21 protein-coding genes are annotated in these 21,866 nt (G+C 43.0%); 8 read left to right on the top strand and 13 right to left on the bottom strand.

Features of this window, described 5'->3' with window-relative positions:
- Window positions 1-8: 8 nt before the first annotated feature.
- Complete coding sequence (gene clpS / locus V7K89_RS13830; protein WP_334917660.1) at window positions 9-290, bottom strand: ATP-dependent Clp protease adapter ClpS; 282 nt, start codon at window positions 288-290, stop codon at window positions 9-11.
- Window positions 291-585: 295 nt separating this feature from the next.
- Here clpS and V7K89_RS13825 point away from each other — a divergent pair, with 295 nt between their 5' ends.
- The 3 genes from V7K89_RS13825 to V7K89_RS13815 all read left to right on the top strand — a co-directional run bounded on the left by V7K89_RS13825 (window position 586) and on the right by V7K89_RS13815 (window position 1,919).
- Window positions 586-951 carry a hypothetical protein gene (locus V7K89_RS13825; RefSeq protein ID WP_335187969.1) on the top strand — a complete coding sequence of 122 codons (366 nt, stop codon included), beginning with the start codon at window positions 586-588 and terminating at the stop codon, window positions 949-951.
- Between the two features lie 316 nt (window positions 952-1,267).
- Complete coding sequence (locus V7K89_RS13820) at window positions 1,268-1,420, top strand: hypothetical protein (RefSeq protein ID WP_335187935.1); 153 nt, start codon at window positions 1,268-1,270, stop codon at window positions 1,418-1,420.
- A 166-nt stretch (window positions 1,421-1,586) separates the two neighbouring features.
- A complete protein-coding gene (locus tag V7K89_RS13815; protein ID WP_335187933.1) occupies window positions 1,587-1,919 on the top strand; it encodes a transposase in 333 nt (110 codons plus the stop codon).
- Window positions 1,920-1,949: 30 nt separating this feature from the next.
- Here the strand turns inward: V7K89_RS13815 and V7K89_RS13810 are convergent, their stop codons facing one another.
- Both V7K89_RS13810 and V7K89_RS13805 read right to left on the bottom strand, forming a co-directional pair.
- Entirely contained in the window at window positions 1,950-2,138 is a 189-nt protein-coding gene (locus V7K89_RS13810; protein ID WP_335187931.1) for a hypothetical protein, read from the bottom strand.
- Window positions 2,139-2,391: 253 nt separating this feature from the next.
- On the bottom strand, window positions 2,392-2,592 hold the full coding sequence (locus V7K89_RS13805) for a hypothetical protein (protein WP_094349495.1): 201 nt from the start codon (window positions 2,590-2,592) through the stop codon (window positions 2,392-2,394).
- Between the two features lie 471 nt (window positions 2,593-3,063).
- On the opposite strand from V7K89_RS13805, the gene V7K89_RS13800 reads away from it, so the two are divergent.
- The 4 genes from V7K89_RS13800 to V7K89_RS13785 all read left to right on the top strand — a co-directional run bounded on the left by V7K89_RS13800 (window position 3,064) and on the right by V7K89_RS13785 (window position 10,028).
- Complete coding sequence (locus V7K89_RS13800) at window positions 3,064-3,393, top strand: STAS domain-containing protein (RefSeq protein WP_335187929.1); 330 nt, start codon at window positions 3,064-3,066, stop codon at window positions 3,391-3,393.
- Between the two features lie 148 nt (window positions 3,394-3,541).
- On the top strand, window positions 3,542-6,277 hold the full coding sequence (locus tag V7K89_RS13795) for a TIGR03960 family B12-binding radical SAM protein (RefSeq protein ID WP_335187927.1): 2,736 nt from the start codon (window positions 3,542-3,544) through the stop codon (window positions 6,275-6,277).
- A gap of 941 nt (window positions 6,278-7,218) precedes the next feature.
- Window positions 7,219-9,363 (top strand): Rne/Rng family ribonuclease, encoded by a 2,145-nt coding sequence (locus V7K89_RS13790; protein ID WP_335187925.1) that lies wholly within the window; start codon window positions 7,219-7,221, stop codon window positions 9,361-9,363.
- Between the two features lie 8 nt (window positions 9,364-9,371).
- The gene (locus V7K89_RS13785) at window positions 9,372-10,028 is read left to right on the top strand and encodes a ribonuclease HII (protein WP_335187923.1); all 657 of its coding nucleotides are present in this window, start codon (window positions 9,372-9,374) and stop codon (window positions 10,026-10,028) included.
- A gap of 8 nt (window positions 10,029-10,036) precedes the next feature.
- Here V7K89_RS13785 and V7K89_RS13780 read toward each other — a convergent pair whose 3' ends face one another.
- A complete protein-coding gene (locus V7K89_RS13780; RefSeq protein WP_335187921.1) occupies window positions 10,037-10,624 on the bottom strand; it encodes a DUF1997 domain-containing protein in 588 nt (195 codons plus the stop codon).
- Between the two features lie 450 nt (window positions 10,625-11,074).
- Here V7K89_RS13780 and pheA point away from each other — a divergent pair, with 450 nt between their 5' ends.
- Entirely contained in the window at window positions 11,075-11,950 is an 876-nt protein-coding gene (gene pheA / locus V7K89_RS13775) for a prephenate dehydratase (RefSeq protein WP_335187918.1), read from the top strand.
- Window positions 11,951-12,010: 60 nt separating this feature from the next.
- On the opposite strand, the gene V7K89_RS13770 is transcribed toward pheA, so the two are convergent.
- The 9 genes from V7K89_RS13770 to V7K89_RS13730 form a co-directional block, all read right to left on the bottom strand.
- On the bottom strand, window positions 12,011-12,658 hold the full coding sequence (locus V7K89_RS13770; protein ID WP_335187916.1) for an LON peptidase substrate-binding domain-containing protein: 648 nt from the start codon (window positions 12,656-12,658) through the stop codon (window positions 12,011-12,013).
- A gap of 337 nt (window positions 12,659-12,995) precedes the next feature.
- Complete coding sequence (gene rpsJ, locus V7K89_RS13765) at window positions 12,996-13,313, bottom strand: 30S ribosomal protein S10 (protein ID WP_008232935.1); 318 nt, start codon at window positions 13,311-13,313, stop codon at window positions 12,996-12,998.
- A 183-nt stretch (window positions 13,314-13,496) separates the two neighbouring features.
- Window positions 13,497-14,726, bottom strand: coding sequence for an elongation factor Tu (gene tuf, locus V7K89_RS13760; protein ID WP_335187914.1), 1,230 nt, complete (start codon window positions 14,724-14,726; stop codon window positions 13,497-13,499).
- Between the two features lie 23 nt (window positions 14,727-14,749).
- The gene (gene fusA / locus V7K89_RS13755; RefSeq protein ID WP_335187912.1) at window positions 14,750-16,828 is read right to left on the bottom strand and encodes an elongation factor G; all 2,079 of its coding nucleotides are present in this window, start codon (window positions 16,826-16,828) and stop codon (window positions 14,750-14,752) included.
- Window positions 16,829-16,962: 134 nt separating this feature from the next.
- Window positions 16,963-17,433, bottom strand: a complete 471-nt coding sequence (rpsG, locus tag V7K89_RS13750; RefSeq protein WP_322695583.1) for a 30S ribosomal protein S7 — start codon at window positions 17,431-17,433, stop codon at window positions 16,963-16,965.
- A gap of 553 nt (window positions 17,434-17,986) precedes the next feature.
- Complete coding sequence (gene rpsL / locus V7K89_RS13745) at window positions 17,987-18,370, bottom strand: 30S ribosomal protein S12 (protein ID WP_012410236.1); 384 nt, start codon at window positions 18,368-18,370, stop codon at window positions 17,987-17,989.
- Between the two features lie 132 nt (window positions 18,371-18,502).
- A complete protein-coding gene (locus V7K89_RS13740) occupies window positions 18,503-18,826 on the bottom strand; it encodes a HesB/IscA family protein (protein ID WP_335187910.1) in 324 nt (107 codons plus the stop codon).
- Between the two features lie 250 nt (window positions 18,827-19,076).
- Entirely contained in the window at window positions 19,077-19,496 is a 420-nt protein-coding gene (locus V7K89_RS13735; RefSeq protein WP_104907515.1) for a cupin domain-containing protein, read from the bottom strand.
- 264 nt (window positions 19,497-19,760) lie between these two features.
- On the bottom strand, window positions 19,761-21,809 hold the full coding sequence (locus V7K89_RS13730) for a phosphodiester glycosidase family protein (RefSeq protein WP_335187908.1): 2,049 nt from the start codon (window positions 21,807-21,809) through the stop codon (window positions 19,761-19,763).
- Between the last annotated feature and the right edge of the window lie 57 nt (window positions 21,810-21,866).

Raw genomic sequence — 21,866 nt, 5'->3', positions numbered from 1 at the left:
ACTAATGACTATTCATCAGGTTCAATGGTGCTACTTAAACCGTGACTTTTCAATGTTTCGCAATAAAACTCAGCGTGTTCTAGGGCGCAAGTAATGACTAAAGCTAGCCCGTTAGTATGGGCTTCCATCATGATGCTCACAGCTTGGGGTTGGGTAAGGCTAGGTACAGTGACTATTAGTGACTGTACAACATGCTCCATAGAGTTGTAGTCATCGTTATGGAGCAAAACGCGATACCGAGGCGCGAGCTTGCGGGATGTGGAACGCTTTTCAATGGTTTCAACTGACACGGCTCTTTGCTCTTTTCTCGTTACTTCACTACAACAAAGTTTCTGTTTTGCGATCGCTCAACAGTTGTTTACCTATTCTATAGTATTTTTGCTCAGATACTATGCGAGGAAAACCCTTTGCTGGCAGGGATTGGTTGTATTAGTTTTGCGTAGCCACTTAATAAGGCACACGTCTAAGACATAGCTGCCATAAGAGTGCTACCCTAATCTTACAGAAGCTTTTCTTAAACGTAGCGCATTTTCCCTTTTAAGATTAAGGAAGTTGCAAGCAAAATAATCCTTGCCCCTGCCTAAGATGGACATGAGCCTAGATTTTCTTCAAGCGGGACAAATTGTGTCTCTAGAGTATGGCGACAGAAACCTGTATGCAGAAGTCATTCAATTTGTAGTTTCCCGCCAGCTATGCTGGGTGCGTCCTTTATTAATGGTTACTTTCATAGAAGAATTACCCCTAATTACCGATTTGCGAGATGCATCTGACTTACTTTGGCCTGCCAATTTATTTCGCCCAGCATTAGACACAGAAGTAATTACCTTCTTGAGCCAACTTTTAGCGAAAGAACCAAAAGCTGAACCTGATTCAGTCGCGAAGCAACAACTCAGTCAGTTTATTCACCAACTTTGGCAAGCATATCAAGAGGGGTTGAGGATTGGGAATTAGGAATTAGGCATTGGATTAGGCAACATAAAGACTTCTTGAATAATTCTTCCTTGTCTTCCTTGTCCCTCTTGTCTTCCCAGTCCCCAGCGATGCACTAAGCTGGTCGTTGGCACAGCCTTTGGTAGAGAAGTGTCCCTAATTCCCAATCTCTTTCTCAACTGTAGCGAATACCAGCATTTTCCATGCGTTGAAGACTGTGAAATTCTATTGCTACATCCTTCACACCCGAATTTTTTTCGTTCCTTAGTACACGTCACTGCAAAAAAGGGTCGGAAATAGAGGAAAATTTTTTTGTCGGGTGGCATAAAAATCAGACATGCAAGGACATATTTCAAGTATCCGGGTTGAAATAACTGGCGAGCAGCAAGATGTACAAGAAAGTTGGTTGCGAAAGTCAACAACTCCAGTGGGTTTGGCAAAACGTGCCCGTGCAATATTAATGTTGGCCTTGCTGAGAAACTTTCAGTAAAACCAGATCTGCCTTTTCGAGTTGAACATGAATATGAACGAAAAGGAGCACTGAATTTATTTGCCGCTTTTGATATCCCTCTGACCGCAAGCGTCAAGAAGAGTTTATTGCTTTCCTTGAGTATTTGGAATCGGAGATTCCCTGACAAATCACAACAATTCATCTGGTGTTGGACAATTTAAATGTACATAAAGGTCAGAAAGTCAGAGCTTGGTTAGTTAAACACCCACGTTTTGTGTTCCATCATCCCCCTGTACACTGTTCATCGATGAATCAAGTTGAGCAATGGTTTAGTATTCTCCAACATCAACCTCTCAAAATTGCTGATTTTGCTGATAAAAAAGCTTTAAGTGCGCGTTTACAAGCTTTTATTTCTAAATGGAATACAAAAGCACATCCTTTTAGTTGGAGTGAAAAATCAACTTTAAAAGTTATTGCTAAATGTCAAATTCCAGGTTCCAATTCTACGCCCAAAATAGACCTTGCGAGCGCAGCTTAATTTCCGCACCTTTTTTCTGGTGACGTGTACTTAGTAAGGTGGATAATTGTGGTTAGCAGCCTCCTCAATCACCTCATACATCACCTGAAGGATATGACTAAAAGTCAGTTTATCTGGATCGCTAGTAGCCATATTGATGATATCAACTCCCTTAGCAACAAGTTCATTCCGCTTGTAGACAAATTCAGCAAACAGATTGGGAGGAATTTTTTTAAGCATTTAGCGAACTGTATGAAGATTTACTACGAATGCACAATGTAGATATTTTTTAATACAGTTTACGCTACCTTAAGTATTGAAATAATCAACCTTATAGAAAAATACTAGTAATGATATCGCCCTTGTATCTCCCTGCTAAATTTAATTACGAATTACGTTAGGGAGTGCTTGTATTCTCACACAGAAGCAAGCTATACACAACTTCTGTCTGCGACACGCTGCGCGAACGTAGAGAGCGTCATTATGAATTATTTTAAAATCCCAGGCTAGGAACCAACTGGATTCGTCCAGCATCCATCTCTGCCATTAATAATTCTAGGGCCTCGTAATCAACATCAGAAATATAACCTAGTTCTGTTAGCTCTGAATTAATTTCATTCTCTATCTCAGGAGTTAGTTTTTTAATGTCAAGAGCTTTTTCTACCAATTTACGAATAGCGTACTGAGTTCTCATAAGTAATAATCCAACCGTAATATGACACTAATCATCCCAGATCAGCCTCAATATAAAGAGTGATCAAAATACTAACTTAGTAGTGATATATATCACAATTTAATTAGTTAGATAGATAATTCACTATGACTTTGCCGTATGCTATCAGCAACGCTAAAGTGAGAGATTTAACCTAACGTTAAGACTTAGCTAAATTAGCTTTATTTATAGACTAAGCAAGGTTTGTCAGCATAGTTACTGATAAATTATCTGCTCTATGGCCGTCTATAGTTGATTGTTTTTGAAGTTACATGAAAAAAAAGTATATTTAAACACATTTTAACCTGGAATTATAACAATCTTTAAACAGACATACTAAAGAAATAAAGATTTAGCAAAGAGAGCTAAGACGTATGGTCGATGCAACAAAATAGAGTTTATGTTCAAATAATCCTTAGCTTGACGCTTCAAAATTCTTAATAGGATGTAACTATGCAGGCAGTGCTTAACTATCCCAAGATTGCAGTTATTCGTCCCCAAGGGTGTTTAAATGCTGCAAACGCCTTGGATTTTGAACGAGATATGACTACAGCGTTGGCGCAAAATGCTATTTCCATCTTGGTAGTAGACCTCGCAGCAGTAGAATCGTTAGACAGCACGGGGTTGATGGCATTGTTATCTACACACAAGCTGGCTCTTACTTTAGGAAGAAGTTGCCGACTTTGCGCTGTTGCTCCACAAATTAGAATTATTTTTGAACTGACGCAACTCGATAGAGTATTTGAAATATTAGACACTGAAGCCGAATTGGCCCAAACATAACTTTATGTAAAAGCACAAAAGTTCGCGTAATAAATGGGCTTTTTGTAAAGGAGTTGTAAGTTGCAACGATAAACTCTGTCAGAAGACCTAATTCAATGCTAATGTTAGGATTGGATAGCTGTAATTAAGGTAGCTAGAAGATAGCACAGTGGTTGTTGCAGTTGAAAGATTAATAACGTCAGATATTTTAAAACCAGCCCGTTACCTGGGTAACGAGCTGTTAGCAGTACACAAACCTTGGGATACGGCAGCAATACGTTGGGTTTTAACCTACCCAGAAATATATGAAGTCGGTGCATCTAATTTAGGGCACATTATCCTTTATAACATCTTGAATGCCCAACCGCGTCAATTGTGCGATCGCGCCTACCTCCCAGGAAAAGACCTGGCAGGCAAACTACGCGAAACGAATACGCCATTGTTTGCGGTAGAATCAAAGCGATCGCTGACAGAATTCGACATTTTAGGCTTTAGCCTCAGTTACGAGCTGGGTGCAACTAACGTCCTCGAAATGTTAAATTTGGCTGGAATTCCATTGACGTGGCGAGAAAGGCAGGGAAGTATAGGGGCAGAGGAGCAGGAGGGTAGGGGGGAACTTACCGATACCCAGTCATGCTTTCCGTTGATTTTTGCTGGTGGGCAAACAGCGACATCGAATCCTGAGCCTTATGCTGACTTCTTCGACTTTTTCGCCCTTGGAGATGGAGAAGAACTACTGCCAGAAATTGGTTTAGTGTTGGAAGAAGGCAAACAAGCAGGATTGAGTCGGGAACATCTGTTACTTGATTTGGCACAGATACCTGGCGTATATGTCCCTCAGTTTTACGATATGGCAAAGGATGGTTCAGTTCATCCTCGTCGCCTGGATGTGCCAAAACGAATTCTGCGACGGGTTGCAAATCCCATACCAGCATATTCCATTGGGCTAGTTCCTTATGTAGAAACGGTGCATGACCGCTTGACCATTGAGATTCGGCGTGGTTGCACTCGTGGCTGTCGCTTCTGTCAACCAGGAATGCTGACTCGACCAGCACGGGATGTAGAACCCGATCGGGTTGTAGAAGCAATTGAACAAGGGATGCGGGCAACTGGTTACAATGAGTTTTCCCTACTATCTCTGAGTTGTTCTGATTATTTGTCCCTACCAGCAGTAGGGATGGAAATCAAAAATCGCTTAAAAAATGAAAATATTTCTCTGACTCTACCAAGCCAACGGGTAGACAGATTTGATGAGAATATTGCCAATATCCTTGGAGGTACACGGCAAGGTGGACTAACTTTTGCTCCAGAAGCTGGTACTCAGCGGATGCGAGACATTGTGAATAAGGGGTTGACAAATGAAGAATTATTGCGGGGAGTAAAAACCGCTTGGGAACAAGGCTGGGATAAAATCAAGTTGTATTTTATGATTGGCTTGCCAGGTGAAACGGATGCTGACGTTGTGGGCATTGCGGAAACAGTAAGCTGGCTACAGCGAGAATGTCGGGGCAAAGGCAGAAAACCCCTAAACTTTAACCTGACAATTTCTAACTTTACGCCCAAGCCCCATACACCATTCCAGTGGCATTCAGTTTCTACTGCTGAATTTAAGCGAAAGCAAAACCTGTTGCGGCAAGAATTCCGCCGAATCAAGGCAGTGAAGGTAAATTTTACCGATGTCCGCATTTCGGCAATGGAAGATTTTGTCGGACGAGGTGATCGCAATTTGAGCAAAGTAGTCCGCCGTGCGTGGGAATTAGGTGCTGGTATGGATTCCTGGTATGAAAATTTAGATCGGGCTTTTATTGCTTGGGGGTCTGCGATCGCCCAAGCTGATTTAGATTGGAAATACCGCCAAGTAGAAAATGGCGAATGGAATTTGTTTTACGCAGAAGAGCAGAGGAGCAGATTCGAAGATGGAGAAAATACCCAACTCCTCCTAACTCCTAACTCCTCACTCTCTAGTACAGACGCCATTAATCGCGTTTCTTCCCACTCCCTCGATATTCCCCTACCTTGGGATCATATTGATACCGGGATTGACAAAAAGTGGCTCCAAGAAGACTTGCAACGCGCTCTAGAAGCTGCAATTGTACCTGACTGCTCTTTTGAAGGTTGTTCTCATTGTGGCGTCTGTGGTACCGACTTTGGGCATAACGTGGTGATTGAATCACCTGCTATCCCAAAATTCGCTGGTGAGTTTGTCCCCAACACAACTAAGGCGCAAAGACTGCGAGTTTGGTTTGGAAAACAAGGTAATATGGCTTTGATGAGCCATCTGGATTTAATCCGTCTCTTTGACCGAGTTGTGCGGCGAGCAAGCTTACCAATTGCTTTTACTGGTGGATTTCACCCAATGCCACGGATTTCTCTAGCAACTGCTTTGGCTCTAGGAGCTACTAGCAGCTGTGAAATTGCAGATTTTGAGTTAACTGTGCCAGTGGAAGTTAATACTTTCCGAGAAAAGTTGGCTCGTGAAATGCCTACAGATATACCTATATATAATGTGGAGCAGATAGATTTAAAAGCTAGTGCCGCTACCCAACTGCTAGAGTCCGTAGAGTATTTAATTACTGTAGCAGCACTTGTAGAAATAACACCTATACAATGGCAAAACTGGATTGATACAATCAAAGCAAAAAAGGAACTTTGGTACGAGCAAATAACTAAGTCAGGCAAGAGCCAGTTAATAAATCTGCGCGATCGCTTGTTTGAACTGGAATTAGTAGAAACCCATAATCACAAAGCAGAATCTATGTCATCTGTAATCCGTTATCTAGGTAGCTATCGCCAAGACGGTTTGCTGTTGCGTCCCGAACAAATCCTGTTTATGCTAGAGACAGTGGCTAATGTAGAATTTAAACTCCTGCACATCCACCGCAATCGGCTAATTTTAGGGGTATAATCCCTGTAGGGCAACTTGCTAGTAGTTGTCCCAAGATGGCAGCTCATAGGAATTGATTTTTAGCAAGGTTGCGTTAGAATAGGGTGAAGAGAAATTTTCTGGCGCTGCATTGAATTAGCTGGTTCACTACCCTGGTATTCAGGGGGCGAAAGCAAAGATATTAGAGTGCAACTTCTAGGATTTTATCCTAGACAAACAAAAAGCAGATTAAAGAATGCACACTTTCTCTATAGCTACCTTGTGAATCAGTAACTAACAGCAGGCTCGGTTAGCTTCTCTAAATTCATGCTTTTTAAACAACTGCTGAATGTCTAATCCATGTAGTGCTCAAAAGCTAGTGCATTACATTACTTTTTTTAGAGTTAAAGCAACTGCCGTCGGTTTTGCCGACTTGTAGACGTTCACCAGACGCGCAAAGCGCTGCTTGTCTTAGGCTAGAGCGGCTCAAGGTAGGGTAGTAACTGGCGCTGCTGAGTATAACCCTAAGATAAATCCGGGGAATGGAAAATAGAAATAGTTTCTTTTTCTTAACGAATTCAGTAGGTTCCTCTCAAATAAAGCATCCTGAGTTAAAATGCTCACTCAGGATTTATAACTTTCAACTCAGAACTCTTTTGATTGAGAGTATTGCATTATAAATCAACCACGACGGTTGATTTAATTGCTTAAACGATATGCAGCAGTTCTGGAATAATCAGCCGTGAAAACGCTCTTAAGAGCGCCAATAGCTATTTAACTTAGAAGCTCAGATTTGCGATTTTTATTATCAGTAGCGCCTCTTGAGGGTTGCGAGGGCAGCGAAAGTATAATATCAAACCGAGAAACACTGATAGTTCAAACTGACGCAAAGACGCAGGTAGTTTTGAATTATTAAGTAATTAACCGGACTTGATACAACAAACCTCAAACCTGTAAGTGCTGCCAATTTTTGAGGAAATTGAATGCCAAAACAAATTATCATCGCGGAGCAGCACCAAATTGCTGCGGTTTTTTCTGAAGACCAAATACAGGAACTTGTTGTTGCTACAGGTCATCATCAAATAGGTGATATCTACTTAGGAGTAGTAGAAAACGTATTACCTGGGATAGATGCGGCATTTGTCAATATTGGAGACCCAGAGCGCAACGGTTTTATTCACGTCACCGACTTGGGGCCATTGAAGCTCAAGCGTACCGCAACCGCAATTACAGAACTACTGACACCACAACAGAAAGTTTTGGTGCAAGTAATGAAAGAGCCAACGGGGACGAAAGGACCCAGGCTCACGGGTAATATTACTTTACCCGGACGCTACGTAGTACTGATGCCTTATGGTCGGGGCGTAAATTTATCTCGACGGATTAAAAGTGAAAGTGAGCGCAACCGCTTACGAGCACTGGCGATTTTGGTCAAACCGGCGGGAATGGGTTTGCTTGTGCGTACAGAAGCAGAAGGCAAACCAGAAGAAGCAATTATGGAAGATTTGGAGTTACTGCAAAAGCAATGGGAGGCCATTCAGCAGGAAGCCCATTCCACTCGTGCTCCAGCACTGCTCAACCGAGACGATGACTTTATCCAGCGCGTATTGCGGGATATGTATGGCGCGGATGTAAATCGGATTGTCGTAGATTCTAGTACTGGTTTGAAGCGCGTCAAACAGTACTTGCAGAATTGGAGTGGCGGTCAAACACCGCAGGGATTGTTAATAGACCATCATCGCGATCGCTCCCCAATTTTAGAGTACTTCCGCATCACTGCTGCCATTCGAGAAGCCCTCAAGCCAAGGGTAGACCTACCTTCTGGCGGTTACATCATCATCGAACCGACGGAGGCATTAACCGTAATCGATGTTAACTCAGGTTCCTTCACGCGATCGGCAACAGCTAGAGAAACAGTTTTGTGGACAAATTGCGAAGCGGCAACAGAAATTGCTCGCCAGTTGCGTCTGCGAAATATCGCTGGGGTGATCGTCGTTGATTTTATCGATATGGAATCGCGACGCGATCAACTGCAAGTTCTCGAACACTTTAATAAAGCACTCAAAGCAGACAAAGCTCGTCCCCAGATTGCCCAACTTACCGAACTAGGTCTAGTAGAATTGACCCGCAAACGTCAGGGTCAAAATATTTATGAATTGTTTGGGGAAACTTGCCCCACCTGTGGTGGTTTAGGACATACCGTGCGTCTGCCTGGAGAACTCGAAAACCGATTACCGATACCAGCAGAGACACCAGAGCGCGAGCGTTTTGTATCCTTGCCTCACCGAGAACCACGTCAGTCATCTGCCCGCATCCCAGAACCAAGAGAAACCTATGATGGATTTGGGGAAGCATTTGACGGCGACTCAGAATTGAGCAACCTCAATCTGATCAATCATCCTAGTTATCAAGAACTTAATGATAAGCGTCGTACCCGGACTCGCCGTAGTCGAATTGGTGTCAATGGATTAAACGGGAAAGATGAAGCTCGGACTGTTCCCAATCCCCTAGCTTTTGTTAACGAGCCAGATTTAGACCTAGATACAGAACCAGAATTAGGAGTTGCGCCAGAAATTCCCTCACCCACTCTTGGTAAACCAGGCTGGAGTGAAAGAGTAGAGCGCACTAAAATTATTAAGGCAGAACCTGTTAAGCCAGTGGTAGAACCACCGGAGATTAGAACTGTAGAAATGAGCCTCCAAGAACAGGATATATTTGCTTTGATGGGAATATCTCCCTTGGTGAAGTTAGAGCAAGAGGTTAAAAATACCAAGTCTGTGATTATTAATGTGATTCAGCCCGGTCAACAGCCAACGACTCCAATTGAATCAACTTCAGAATCAACTATTGTCCAAAAAGCAACACCTGAAATAATCACTATTGCCCAAAAGGCAACACCTGAAATAACTGCCAGCAAAATACCGACACCAAAAGTTATTGAGTCAGAACAAAAATCTTTGATCGAAGAGACAACTGAAGCATCGGAGTTGACTGTGAATCCTTCGGGACACTTGTCTGCGAAAGCTACTGCTGCCGAGAAAGAGATCGCAGATGAAAGTGAAGCTAATAGTAGCGCCACAGCCAGCCGTCGCCGCCGCCGTCGTTCCTCAGCGATCGAGGATAATTAATTTACATTATGGTAGAAACATTGCCAACGCCTTTGGAACAATCCACTTGGCTGGAGTTTTCTACCTTGTCAGGGATTCCAGGGTTGGTTGCAGGTGTGGATGAAGTAGGGCGAGGCGCTCTGTTTGGCCCTGTGGTAGCGGTAGCAGTGATCCTACCAGATCGCGCTTTGCCAATACTGATAGCAGCTAAAATTAAAGACAGTAAAAAGTTGTCTAGTTCTCGGAGAACTCAGCTAGCGCAGCAAATTTGTGAGCTAGCTATAGACTGGAAAATAGGGTTTGCTTCTACTGCCGAAATTGACAAAATAAATATTTTGCAAGCAACGCTGTTAGCAATGAGGCGGGCTGTGCTGAAGTTAAAAGTACAGCCTGCACTTTGCTTGATTGACGGCAATCAGTTAATCAAAGATTTGCGATTGCCGCAACAAACAATAGTTAAAGGGGACGAGCGATCGCTCGCTATTGCCTCTGCTAGTATTGTCGCTAAAGTTTGGCGTGACGAATTGATCGTGCGTTTGGCATTAAAATACCCTATGTACAACCTGGAGTGTAACAAGGGTTATGGTAGCCAGCGGCATTTGCTGGCTTTGCAACAATACGGGCCCTCGCCTTTACATCGTCAGTCTTTTCGTCCTTGCCAAATCAAAGGTCTGAGTACTGAGTGATTAAATAATTACTCAGCATTCAGGATTGGGAATTCAGTAGTATCACTATCAAGTTCTTTATCTTTGGTTTGTGATATTACCCAGTAACGATAATCCGTCAAAAGTTGATTTAATAACCGTTGCTTAACCGACAACAGCACGCTTTTGAGCAAACCATTGCCAGTAGCTTCTAAAATTGGCTTAGGAGTGAAGGAGAATGGCGGTGGGAAATCCACCAGCACTTCTAAATCAGCTTTTCCTTGCAGGCGAGTACCAGTACTAAACTCTTTGGGAGACAAATACCCTTTTAAATTGAGAGCAAAGCGCTGGTTAATATACTCGAAACCTAAAATTTCACAACCTAACGATCGCAAATAAATTATTCCATTTGATTCTGCCCAGACTCTCATGTCTACAGTTGGTTGAATACTCAATGACATAAAAGTCAGCGGACGCATTTTCAAGCGAAATACTTCTTCAGAAAGCTGCTGAATCCGGCTATTCTCAACCAAAGCCTTAACCAGGCGTTGAGGCTGACGCAAGTAGTGCTGAATAGGAATAGGCTGCTCTGGAACAGCGATTTCAACCGATTGGGAGGCAGTAAACCGGGTAGCCATGAGCTGATAAAAATATATGTTTCTTAATTTTAATATTTTTTAACAACTTAGTTCTGATTATTAGAAAAGTACAAAGTTTCTTGACTAGAAATCAGCTATACATTGTTAGCAAAAAGTTGGTACGCTCATTCTATCTTTAGTTCAATAAATATAGATTAGAATTTAAATCTTGACACAAAATCAAGACTATGCTCATTTATTTGGGTAGAAACCAATATCATTGCTCTTAAATCTTCAGAAGAATTTAGCAAAAAACTGCTAGGAAATCTATCTATTAAAAGACTGATTTCCATAACTTATTTTCTTAAATACATATTTCGTTCTATCGCTTTAGTGTATAAATTTTAAAGATAACAGTGTTTAAGTAAGAGTAAAGGTTGGATATATTTACCAAAGCAAAATATCATAATTTCTACCTACGCATTAAACTTGCAACTCAAGGCTAAAAGCATGACTTTATCAATCGCACATTTAGGGCCTCCCGGCACTTACACAGAACAAGCAGCTGTTTTTTATGTCAACTGGTTGAGCAAAAGTACGGGAACTGAAGCTATATTATGCACCTACCCCACTATCCCTCAATCACTGCACGCCGTTGCTAATGGTCAAGCTCACTTGGCTGTTGTGCCAGTAGAAAATTCTATTGAAGGGAGTGTGACTACAACAATGGATACACTATGGCAGTTGGACAGTTTGCGAATTCAGTTGGCTTTAGTATTACCCATTGCCCATACGTTAATTTCTTGCGCGTCTAATTTAGATAAAATTAAAACTGTTTACTCCCACCCACAAGCTTTGGCACAATGTCAGGGATGGTTAGAGCGGTTTCTCTCAACAGTACAGATTATTCCCGGTAATTCCACAACCGAAGCACTACAGCGACTGGAGCAAGATACAACAACGGCAGCGATCGCTTCTAGTAGAGCAGCCCAACTCTACAACCTGCCGATACTTGCTAGTGGTATCAACGACAATCCAGAAAACTTTACTCGTTTTTGGGTGGTAAGTCAAGGTAAAATGGACGCTGCATACCAGGCAACAAAAGCACCTGCTAGTCACACATCACTGGCTTTTACTATGCCTGCCAACACACCCGGAGCATTAGTAAAACCTTTGCAAATATTTGCTCAACTAGGAATTAACCTCAGTCGGATTGAATCTCGTCCGACGAAGCGATCGCTAGGCGAATACTTGTTTTTTATGGATTTAGAAGCAGATGCCAAGGAAGCACAAATGCAATCTGCTTTAGCAGAATTAACTATTCACACAGAGATTTTAAAAATTTTTGGCGCTTACAATGTTTTACCGATCAGCACCCTTACTTGAAAAGTTAAGAGTTATCTGTTTGGGACTATAAATTATTTGTTGTTATTTCTTCCTAACTCCTCACTTTTCGTTAAATGTATCTTTGAGAACAGCGCGAGCTGCTAAGTGATTCCGAGTAGAAGTTAAAATTTCTGCTTCCCGCTCTAGACGAGTTACAGTATCTTGCATTTCTAACAATAATTGCTGCTCTGCGGCGACACCATAAAGGTTACTGGCTACCCAATAAGATAACTCTGTTGGTAAATCGGGTAAATCTTCTGGCAGTTCGATATTTTGTTCGGTTAATTTGGCTGACAGACGCACTACATCTCGCAATAATTGTTCTACCTCAGAAGATAAAGGTCGCAAATCTTTAGTCGGTGGTTGGTCTTCAATCCACTCAACTAAGCCAACCCGATATGGCTTTTCACGAACATATTCTAATACACGAAATCTTTGCTGCCCTAAAGTCATCATCTTGATCCGATCATCTGGTAGCCGTTGATGATGAATTATTTCGGCGCAACAACCAGTGTTTGCTATTGTACCTTTGACTGGATCAAACATCAAAACACCGAACCTGCGATCGCTCTCCAAAATCGTGTTCATCATGATTCGGTAGCGGAATTCAAAGATGTGTAGGGGTAATGGTCTGGTAGGAAACAGAACTACTTCAGGTAACGGGAATAGAGGTAATTCGCGAACTGCAATTTTAGAAGATGATGTCATTGTTGCTTTGGTATAAACTTAATCTTTAAAATTTCTTTTTCTCTACTTTTCCCGTACTTTATCTACATTCTATCATTTGTTTCCTAGCTAAATAAAAGCCCTGAGATATATTTCTTCAGGGCTGTGTAAATATTCATACTAATGTCATTTGTCCTCTGTTACAAAGTTCTGATTGGAGGAAACCTCCGCTCAACGCCAGTGACGCTCCTGCGTCGCTACCGCTGACGCTCGATGACTCGCTAACGCTTCGCTATCGCTAACGCCCAAGTGGGGAAACCCTTCCTGTGCGACTGGCTCGACTTTGCGCTTTGTCCTTTGCTAATGACTAATGACTAAATTAAAGTTTGACTTCGATATCTACGCCCGATGGTAGATCCAATTTCATCAGGGCATCAATAGTCTTAGAAGAGGGCTGGTAAATGTCAATAATCCGGCGATGAGTACGGGTTTCAAAGTGCTCCCGTGAATCTTTATCTACGTGGGGCGATCGCAGCACACAATAGATCCGGCGTTTTGTTGGTAAAGGAATTGGGCCTATAGCTGTAGCGTTGGTGCGGTTAGCTGTGTCTACAATCTTCTCGCAAGATGTATCTAATAACCGCCTGTCAAAGGCTTGTAAGCGAATTCTAATCTTCTGCTGCTGTAGAGTTGCCATCTTTAATTTTCCAGGTTCTGCGTAATTAGGGGAGTATTTACAGGTTAAAGGTTACAGGGTAAAGGTTACAGAAAACTATTACCTGTCCCCTGTAACCTATTACCTTATTTATAGAGGGAAGAGAAAGGAGCAGAGAGGCAAAATACATACCATCTCTGCTCCTTTGTTATGAGCAAAAAGGTGCTACTTGATAATTTTGGAGACGACACCAGCACCGATGGTGCGACCACCTTCGCGGATAGCGAAGCGCATTCCTTGTTCAATCGCGATCGCGTTGATCAATTCTACTGTCATCTTGATGCGATCGCCTGGCATCACCATTTCTACTTCTTTGCCTTCATCGGAGGTGTAGGCTTTGATAGTACCAGTTACATCGGTTGTCCGCACGTAGAACTGAGGACGGTAGCCAGCGAAAAATGGAGTCTTACGACCACCTTCTTTTTCTGTGAGGACGTACACTTCACCTTCAAATTCATTATGAGGTTTAATTGAACCTGGTTTGGCAATTACCATACCCCGTTCAATATCAGTCTTCTGGATACCCCGGAGTAGTACGCCAGCGTTATCTCCAGCCATACCTTGCTCAAGACTCTTCTTGAACATTTCAATTCCAGTTACGGTAGTAGCGCGAGTATCTCTGATACCCACTAGTTCAACGTTATCGCCAACTTTGACTACACCCCGTTCAATCCGACCAGTGGCTACAGTACCACGACCTGTGATTGAGAACACATCTTCTACAGCCATCAGGAAGGGTTTATCAACATCCCGCTCAGGTGTGGGGATGTAAGAATCTACAGCATCCATCAGTTCATAGATTTTGTCTACCCAAGGATTTTCTCCTCGTTGGGTCTTGGGATTCTTGGTCATTGCGTCCAGAGCTTGCAGACCAGAGCCTTTGATAATAGGGATATCATCGCCAGGGAAATCATAGCTGCTTAACAGTTCTCTTAGTTCTAGTTCCACTAGTTCCAGGAGTTCTGGGTCATCCATCAAGTCTTCTTTGTTCAAGAAGACAACCAGACTAGGAACGCCAACCTGTTTTGCCAACAGAATGTGTTCGCGGGTTTGAGGCATAGGACCATCGGTAGCAGCAACTACAAGGATACCTCCGTCCATCTGTGCAGCACCGGTGATCATGTTCTTTACATAGTCAGCGTGTCCTGGACAGTCTACGTGAGCATAGTGTCGATTTGCAGTTTCATACTCTACGTGAGCGGTATTGATGGTAATACCCCGTGCCTTTTCTTCTGGGGCATTATCAATTTGGTCGTAGCCCTTAGCTACAGCCTGACCCATAGCTGCTAAGGTCATGGTGATGGCTGCTGTCAAGGTAGTTTTACCGTGGTCAACGTGGCCAACTGTACCGATATTGATGTGGGGTTTATTCCTTTCAAACTTTGCGCGTGCCATGAATACTCATTTCCTTATTTTAACTAAGCGTTCCCTTTGCTTTTTGCAATGATAGTTTCAGCTACGCTGCGAGGCACCTCTTCGTAGTGGCTGAACTCCATCGTGAAGATACCCCGACCTTGCGTCTTTGACCGAATATCAGTGGCATAGCCAAACATGGTCGCCAGTGGAACTTTGGATGCGACCTTAGCAAGTCCCTGTTCGGTGTTTTGACTTTCAATTTGCCCTCGGCGGGCGATGAGATCGCCAATGACGTTCCCGATATAGTCTTCAGGAACTTCAACCTCAACTTTCATCATAGGCTCTAAGAGGACGGGTGAAGCTTTCAGCACAGCCTCTTTCATCGCCATTGAACCAGCGATTTTGAAAGCCATTTCTGAAGAGTCCACATCGTGGTATGACCCATCGATTAGCGTTGCTTTAACGTCAATCAATGGATATCCAGCTAGAACGCCTGATTCGCAGCTTTCTTTCATTCCTTGTTCTGCGGGGCCAACGTACTCTTTCGGTACTGAACCGCCGACAATTTTGGAGACGAATTCAAAGCCAGTACCAGCGTCTCCAGGCTCCAAATTGATCACAACGTGACCGTATTGACCTTTACCACCACTTTGGCGGATAAATTTACCTTCAATTCTGCTCACAGCTTTCCGAATTGTTTCTCGGTAAGCTACTTGCGGTGCGCCTACATTCGCTTCCACCTTGAATTCTCGTAACATTCGGTCTACTAGAATTTCTAGGTGTAGCTCTCCCATCCCCGCGATCACGGTTTGGTTTGTTTCCGGATCGACGCGGACACGGAAGGTAGGGTCTTCTTCTGAGAGAGATTGCAGAGCCTTGGACAGCTTGTCCATGTCGTTCTTAGTTTTGGGTTCAACCGCTACCGAGATTACAGGCTCAGGAATGAATAGAGATTCCAGAATTACTGGCGATCCATCATCACAGAGCGTGTCACCTGTCAAGGTGTCTTTCAATCCCAAAGCTGCTCCCAAATCGCCCGCTCGCAGTTCATCGACATCTTGCCGTTCATCTGCCTTCATTAGAACTAAGCGGGAAATCCGTTCTTTTTTATTCTTACTAGCGTTGAGAACGTAGCTGCCCTTTTTCAAGACACCAGAATAAACACGAACAAATGTCAGGCGACCGTAAGGGTCAGCCATAATCTTGAATGCCAGAGCTGCTAGGGGTTCGTTGTCATCAGCCCGCCGCTCAACAGTATCGCCATTCGGCAGTAAGCCTTGAATTGGTGGTACTTCACTTGGTGCTGGCAGGTAATCGACAACGGCATCCAGCATCAACTGTACGCCTTTATTTTTGAATGCCGAGCCGCAAAGTACTGGTACAATTGTCCCCGCGATTGTGCCTTGACGCAGGGCAGTCCGAAGTTCCTGTTCTGTAAGTTCTTCGCCCTCGAAGTACTTAGTCATCAGAGCATCATCAGTTTCTGCCGCAGCTTCTATTAGCTTGGTGCGGAATTCGTCTACCTGCGCTTGCAATGCTTCCGGGATATCAGTTTCCTGGATATCGGTTCCTTGGTCATTTGCATAAATATACGCACGCATTCGTACAAGGTCAACAATACCTTGGAAGTCGTTTTCACTACCGATTGGTAGTTGAATGGCGATCGCATTTGCCCGCAGGCGATCACGGATTTGGTCGTGAACTTTATAAAAGTTCGCTCCGGTGCGATCCATCTTGTTGATAAAGACTATCCGAGGAACTTTGTAGCGTTCTGCTTGCCGCCACACTGTCTCAGACTGCGGTTGCACGCCGCCCACAGAACAAAATACTGCGATCACACCATCCAACACGCGCATGGAACGCTCAACTTCAATTGTGAAGTCTACATGACCCGGAGTATCGATAATGTTAATTTGATGATCTTTCCAACTGGTACTGATTGCAGCGGCAGTAATGGTAATTCCCCGTTCCCGCTCCTGCTCCATCCAGTCTGTGACGGCAGTTCCTTCATGAACTTCGCCAATTTTATGAATTATCCCAGAGTAAAATAATATTCTCTCTGTTGTTGTTGTTTTGCCCGCATCTATATGCGCCGCAATACCAATGTTGCGTACTTTCTCTAGCGGGATCGTGCGTGCCACAGCTACCTCCTATAGTTTTTGCCTCATGATATCTTGTATATTACTCTTTGTTAAGATTCTATACTTTTACGGAAAACCGTCTTTTTTTGGAAATTTACGATATACCGTGGCAAGACGATATATCGCTTTCTTACTTAGTAACGATAGTGTGCGAATGCTTTGTTAGCTTCCGCCATCCGGTGCGTTTCTTCGCGTTTGCGAATAGCATTACCAGTTTCGTTGGCAGCATCCATTAACTCATTTGCCAATTTGCTAGCCATTGTCCGGCCTGGTCTAGACCGGGAATATTGCACTAACCAACGCAGTGCTAGGGTAGTGCCCCGTTCTGTACGCACTTCCATTGGTACTTGGTAGGTTGCTCCACCAACTCGCCGAGCTTTTACTTCTACTAAAGGCGTGGCATTTCGCACTGCTCTTTCAAAGGTTTCTAAAGCACCAGTACCAGTGCGTTCTTCAATAGTTTTTAATGCATCATAAACAATGCGTGCGGCAAGTGATTTTTTGCCATGACGCATGATCCGTCTGATAATCATGCTCACAAGGCGACTGTTATATACAGAGTCAGACGGAACTGGGCGCCTTTGAATAACACCACGACGAGACATACTTCACCTTTAATTCGGAATTGGCAACGAAATTATATGCTATCAGACACCGGAAACTAAAAGCGGTAGAACCCAACTCTCAGACTTCCTCTATTTTTTTCAACCGTTGCAGCAAGGCTGACTTAATTTAATGCTAATTCTTGATTTTTGATTTTTGATTTTGGATTAAAAGTTTTCGGTATATATTCCGATCCCAAGGATCTGAACAAATCAAAAGTCTGTAAGCCTAATTCCCTTATGGGATCGACCAATCCAAAATCGCAAATCTAAGAATCTAAAATTGTTTGACTTGCTACCTGCAACGAAATACTCAAGGCGACAAGATTATAAACTTTTATGTTCAGATGAGAAATTCGCTGTAGATTACAGCATTTTCCTCCTCAGAACTTCTACACTTGCTCGCTTAGTGTAGGTGTAGCTTGCTTAATTTCTTGAAACAGACTTTAGCAGTTTTGATAACTACTGTTAGAACAAAGACGGTGCTCCTTCTTTTGCCCTTCAGCATTTTTAAGGTAGGCGATTAATCGTGTTGGATGCGATTAATCGCCTAATTCTATTTTTTCGCTTCTTTAGGACGCTTAGTTCCATACTTGGAACGGCCTTGCTTGCGGTCTTTGACTCCGGCTGTATCTAGGGTGCCACGAATAATGTGGTATCTCACGCCTGGTAGATCCTTAACCCGACCGCCACGAATCATCACAACTGAGTGTTCTTGTAAGTTATGACCAATACCTGGAATATAAGCTGTGACTTCAAATCCAGAGGTAAGTCTGACTCTTGCTACTTTGCGTAGAGCTGAGTTAGGCTTTTTTGGTGTAGTCGTGTATACTCTGGTACAAACTCCCCGACGTTGGGGACATTGTTTCAGAGCCGGAGACTTGGTTTTCTGACGCGCTTGTTCGCGCTCATTTCGTATTAGCTGCTGTATTGTTGGCATGAGTTACAGCGCGTAAAGCTGCTTATGGTCTAAGTTTTAACAAATCCTGATTATATCTTTTTTTACGGTTTTATGTCAATTACTATCTTTCTTTGGTGATTGAACATCTGTTTTTTAACTAATGTTCAATCACTAATGACTCAAAGAGAAGGAATTGCCACAACCACAGGTAGCGATCGCCTGGGGATTGTGGAAGCGAAAACCACCACCCATTAAGTCTTCTGAATAATCAACTCTCAAACCGTTGAGGTAATTTACGCTTGTGGCATCGATGACTACTTGAATCTCATCCAAGTCGAAAACCTGGTCGCCAACTTTTATTGCTTCATCGAAGGACATATCATAATAGAATCCAGAACAACCACCTGGTTTTACTGCCAATCGAAACAAGACATTTTGCTGCTTGGACTTTATTCGCCCAATCTCACTTATGGCTGCTTGACTCAGATGAATCATGGAACTTGTTTTTTGCAATTGAATATCCCATCTTCCATTTTACAGATAGGTTGACCTTTGCTTGTGCAAAATTCCAAATCACCGAAGGTATGAGCGCGATCGCTATTACTACATTTATAACACTAACATGCTTCAGTCCCCACCTTAACAAGGTAGGGACTTCTGGGGTGTAATAGTTCGTTTACAAAAACGGTTTACACAAAAATGTATTCAGCTTTGGCATCATAGCTTTAATAACGTTGTTTTGGTTTTAATCTTTGGTACGGGCATAGTCATCTTGATAGCGGATAATATCATCTTCTCCCAAGTATTCGCCATTTTGGACTTCAATCAATACCAAGGGGATCACACCAGGATTCTCTAAACGATGAGATGTACATTGGGGTACATAGGTTGACTCATTATTGCTCAATAAGACTTCTTTCTCGCCACAAACTACTCTAGCTGTACCAGAGACGACAATCCAATGTTCGCTGCGGTGATGGTGCATTTGTAGACTGAGGCGGTGTCCAGGCTTAACTTCAATGCGTTTAATTTTGTATCCGCGCCCTTCTTCCAAAACTGTAAAAGCACCCCAAGGACGTAATTCCGTTGCAGCAACGCCCCTGGAAGTTATGTTTGGAGGGAGGTGTAGAGTTTCAGTCTGTGTAGTTTCTTGATATCGAGCCATAGTTACCTCATTTGAAGACATAACAAACCGTTGATATTTTTAACTATTGATCAAAAATTTGGCGCTATCTTGCAACCTTGAAAATCAGCAATTTTGTCGCACTTTGATAAACATAGCAAAATCAAACCTAATGGTGTAAACTATCACTACTAAAATTTTGATGTCTACACCAAGTCTTCATCAAGCAAAATGACAGCTTGTTCTCAACTTTAAAAAGTGATTGGGGATTGAGTTTTTTCTCTATATCCTATTCCCTATTCCCCATTATCGTGATTTTAGGAAAATACCAATTCCGTTATGAACACGAGCAGCGGTACTGGGTGATCGATCAAGTAGTTGCCCTCCTAAATAAAGGCTGGTAGAACTACCTCCATCTAAATTTAAAGCATCTACACAGCCCATGAGTTGCATCAATTGGGCATGTTCTGCCAAATTAGGCCCATAACCGCCGACACGATTATGTGTGGCAGTAATCATCAGTGTGCCTGTTTCTGTTGTGCAAATACCGCTACGAATAGCCTTTTCGGCAATAAAGGCATTACTAAATTTTTCGCCTTTGGCATCAAGGACAATTTGACGATTTTGGACTAATAGAGGCCCAGCACCGATAATGTAAGGATAACGACTAAAATCAGCTGGAGTAGTGGCGCTGGAAATACTTACTGTACTTCCAATAGGTAGCCCAGAGGCAGCACTAGTAGCGTTAGCGCGTAAAGTTAGCAGGTAGCCATCCTGGGGAATTGGAACCGCTGTCGCACCAACTTTGCCACCTGGTAACTGATTAGTAATTTGGTCTTTTTGTACTACTAAGATAATTTCGTTATCTGTTAGGGGTGTGTAAGTTGCTCCCCAAGCTGAGGTGTAACGAGCAATGCCACTTTGAATGTAGCCACTGTTGAGAAATAGAATTGGTAGGCGCTGGTCATTTGCTGTAATTAAAGTTTCTTCCAAGGTGAGACGACCGAAGTAAAATTGGCCTGAATCATTCCAAGCGATCGCACCTCGGTTAAGAATCGGGCCTGATAACCACTGACTATCTCGACGAATCGCACCTAATGGCAATCTGTTCTTGCGGTTAAAATAACCACCATTAATTCCAGCTACTGCTAAGTAACGTTGTGCTGTTTGAATTAAGGGAGCAGTACCCGCAAGTCCATCAGGACTAGCAGCCCACATAGGTTTCAATACTAGTCCAAATTTGCGGGGATTAACTTCTAACCAGACTACTGGAAAACGTTCTGTGCCTAAGTTGACATAATGCTGTCGCCAAAGCAATCCTGGGGCCCAAGTAATATCTCGTTCTTCTAGAGGATCGGGTCGAATATCGATAATCAGACGATTGGGGTTAGCGACAGTACTAACTTGAGGTGATAGACCAAAAGGAACGCTCAGACTAATAATCGTTTGGTTTTTTACCACCTCCACTTTTTGAATCAGCGGTTCCGGGGCTGGTGCTATTGGTTGCGTTGGTATAGCTGGTGATAATTGTTTAAGCAGGTTTGGCAGCAATGTTGGTGGTGCTACTGGTGGCTGGGGAGTATAGCGTTCTATCAAAACAGGATCGGCTATTCCATCCAGGGTAATTGTCCACTGTCTATTTGGCGGTGTAGTGGATTTGGGAGTTGGCGTATCTGGATCGGTTGACGGAGTTTGCAGTTTGGCGATCGCTGACCCTTGTGCAACTTGCCAGGGAGTAGGATGATCTAAATCGACAAGAATCTGATCGTGTTGAAAAGGGGCACTCGCGTATAGAGGTTCCAGGCTCTGAACAATATTTGTGATTTGGGTTTTTGGGGTAGAAATCAGCAAAGTGTTGTTATTAGCTTGAATTTGCCATCCAGATGTTTGAGCAAAATTAGTGATATCCAGATAGCGATATGCCCCTACTAGCCTGGTAGCTAATACTAATGGCTGTGTCAACGACGAAAACCACTGTATTGGTTGCTTCGCAAAATTACTACTGTTTAAGAAATTTACTCCAATTAATTGCCTAAATGCCCCGTCACTGATATTGATTGTCACCTGACCAGATTTTCCAGGCTGCTGCAACCAAGTTCCTGGTAAAGTACGACCATTGAGGGAAATTTGATTACCAGAAAATACCGCGTTTGTCAAAGGAGGTGCAGGTGACTGTGAGATTAACTTAGGTGTAGATTTGGTGGTTTTTGGGGACTCCTCGGCGTTAATAGGATAGGTAGTAATTAAGCACAGTATTGTCAAAAGTATTGGTGACACAGTAGCCCAAAAAAATTTGCGTTCGTCCTTGGCATTGACGGAGCCATCGCTAATCCCTGATTGGCAACAATTCGGCATTTTTACCATAATTTACTAAGTACTTTTGAAAACTACCACCCAAGGTATAAACTAACC

Source organism: Nostoc sp. (assembly GCF_036917515.1).
Classification (GTDB): Bacteria; Cyanobacteriota; Cyanobacteriia; order Cyanobacteriales; family Nostocaceae; genus Nostoc.
The sequence above is the reverse complement of the archived record's forward strand: the minus strand, read 5'-3'. Positions and strand labels throughout refer to the sequence as shown.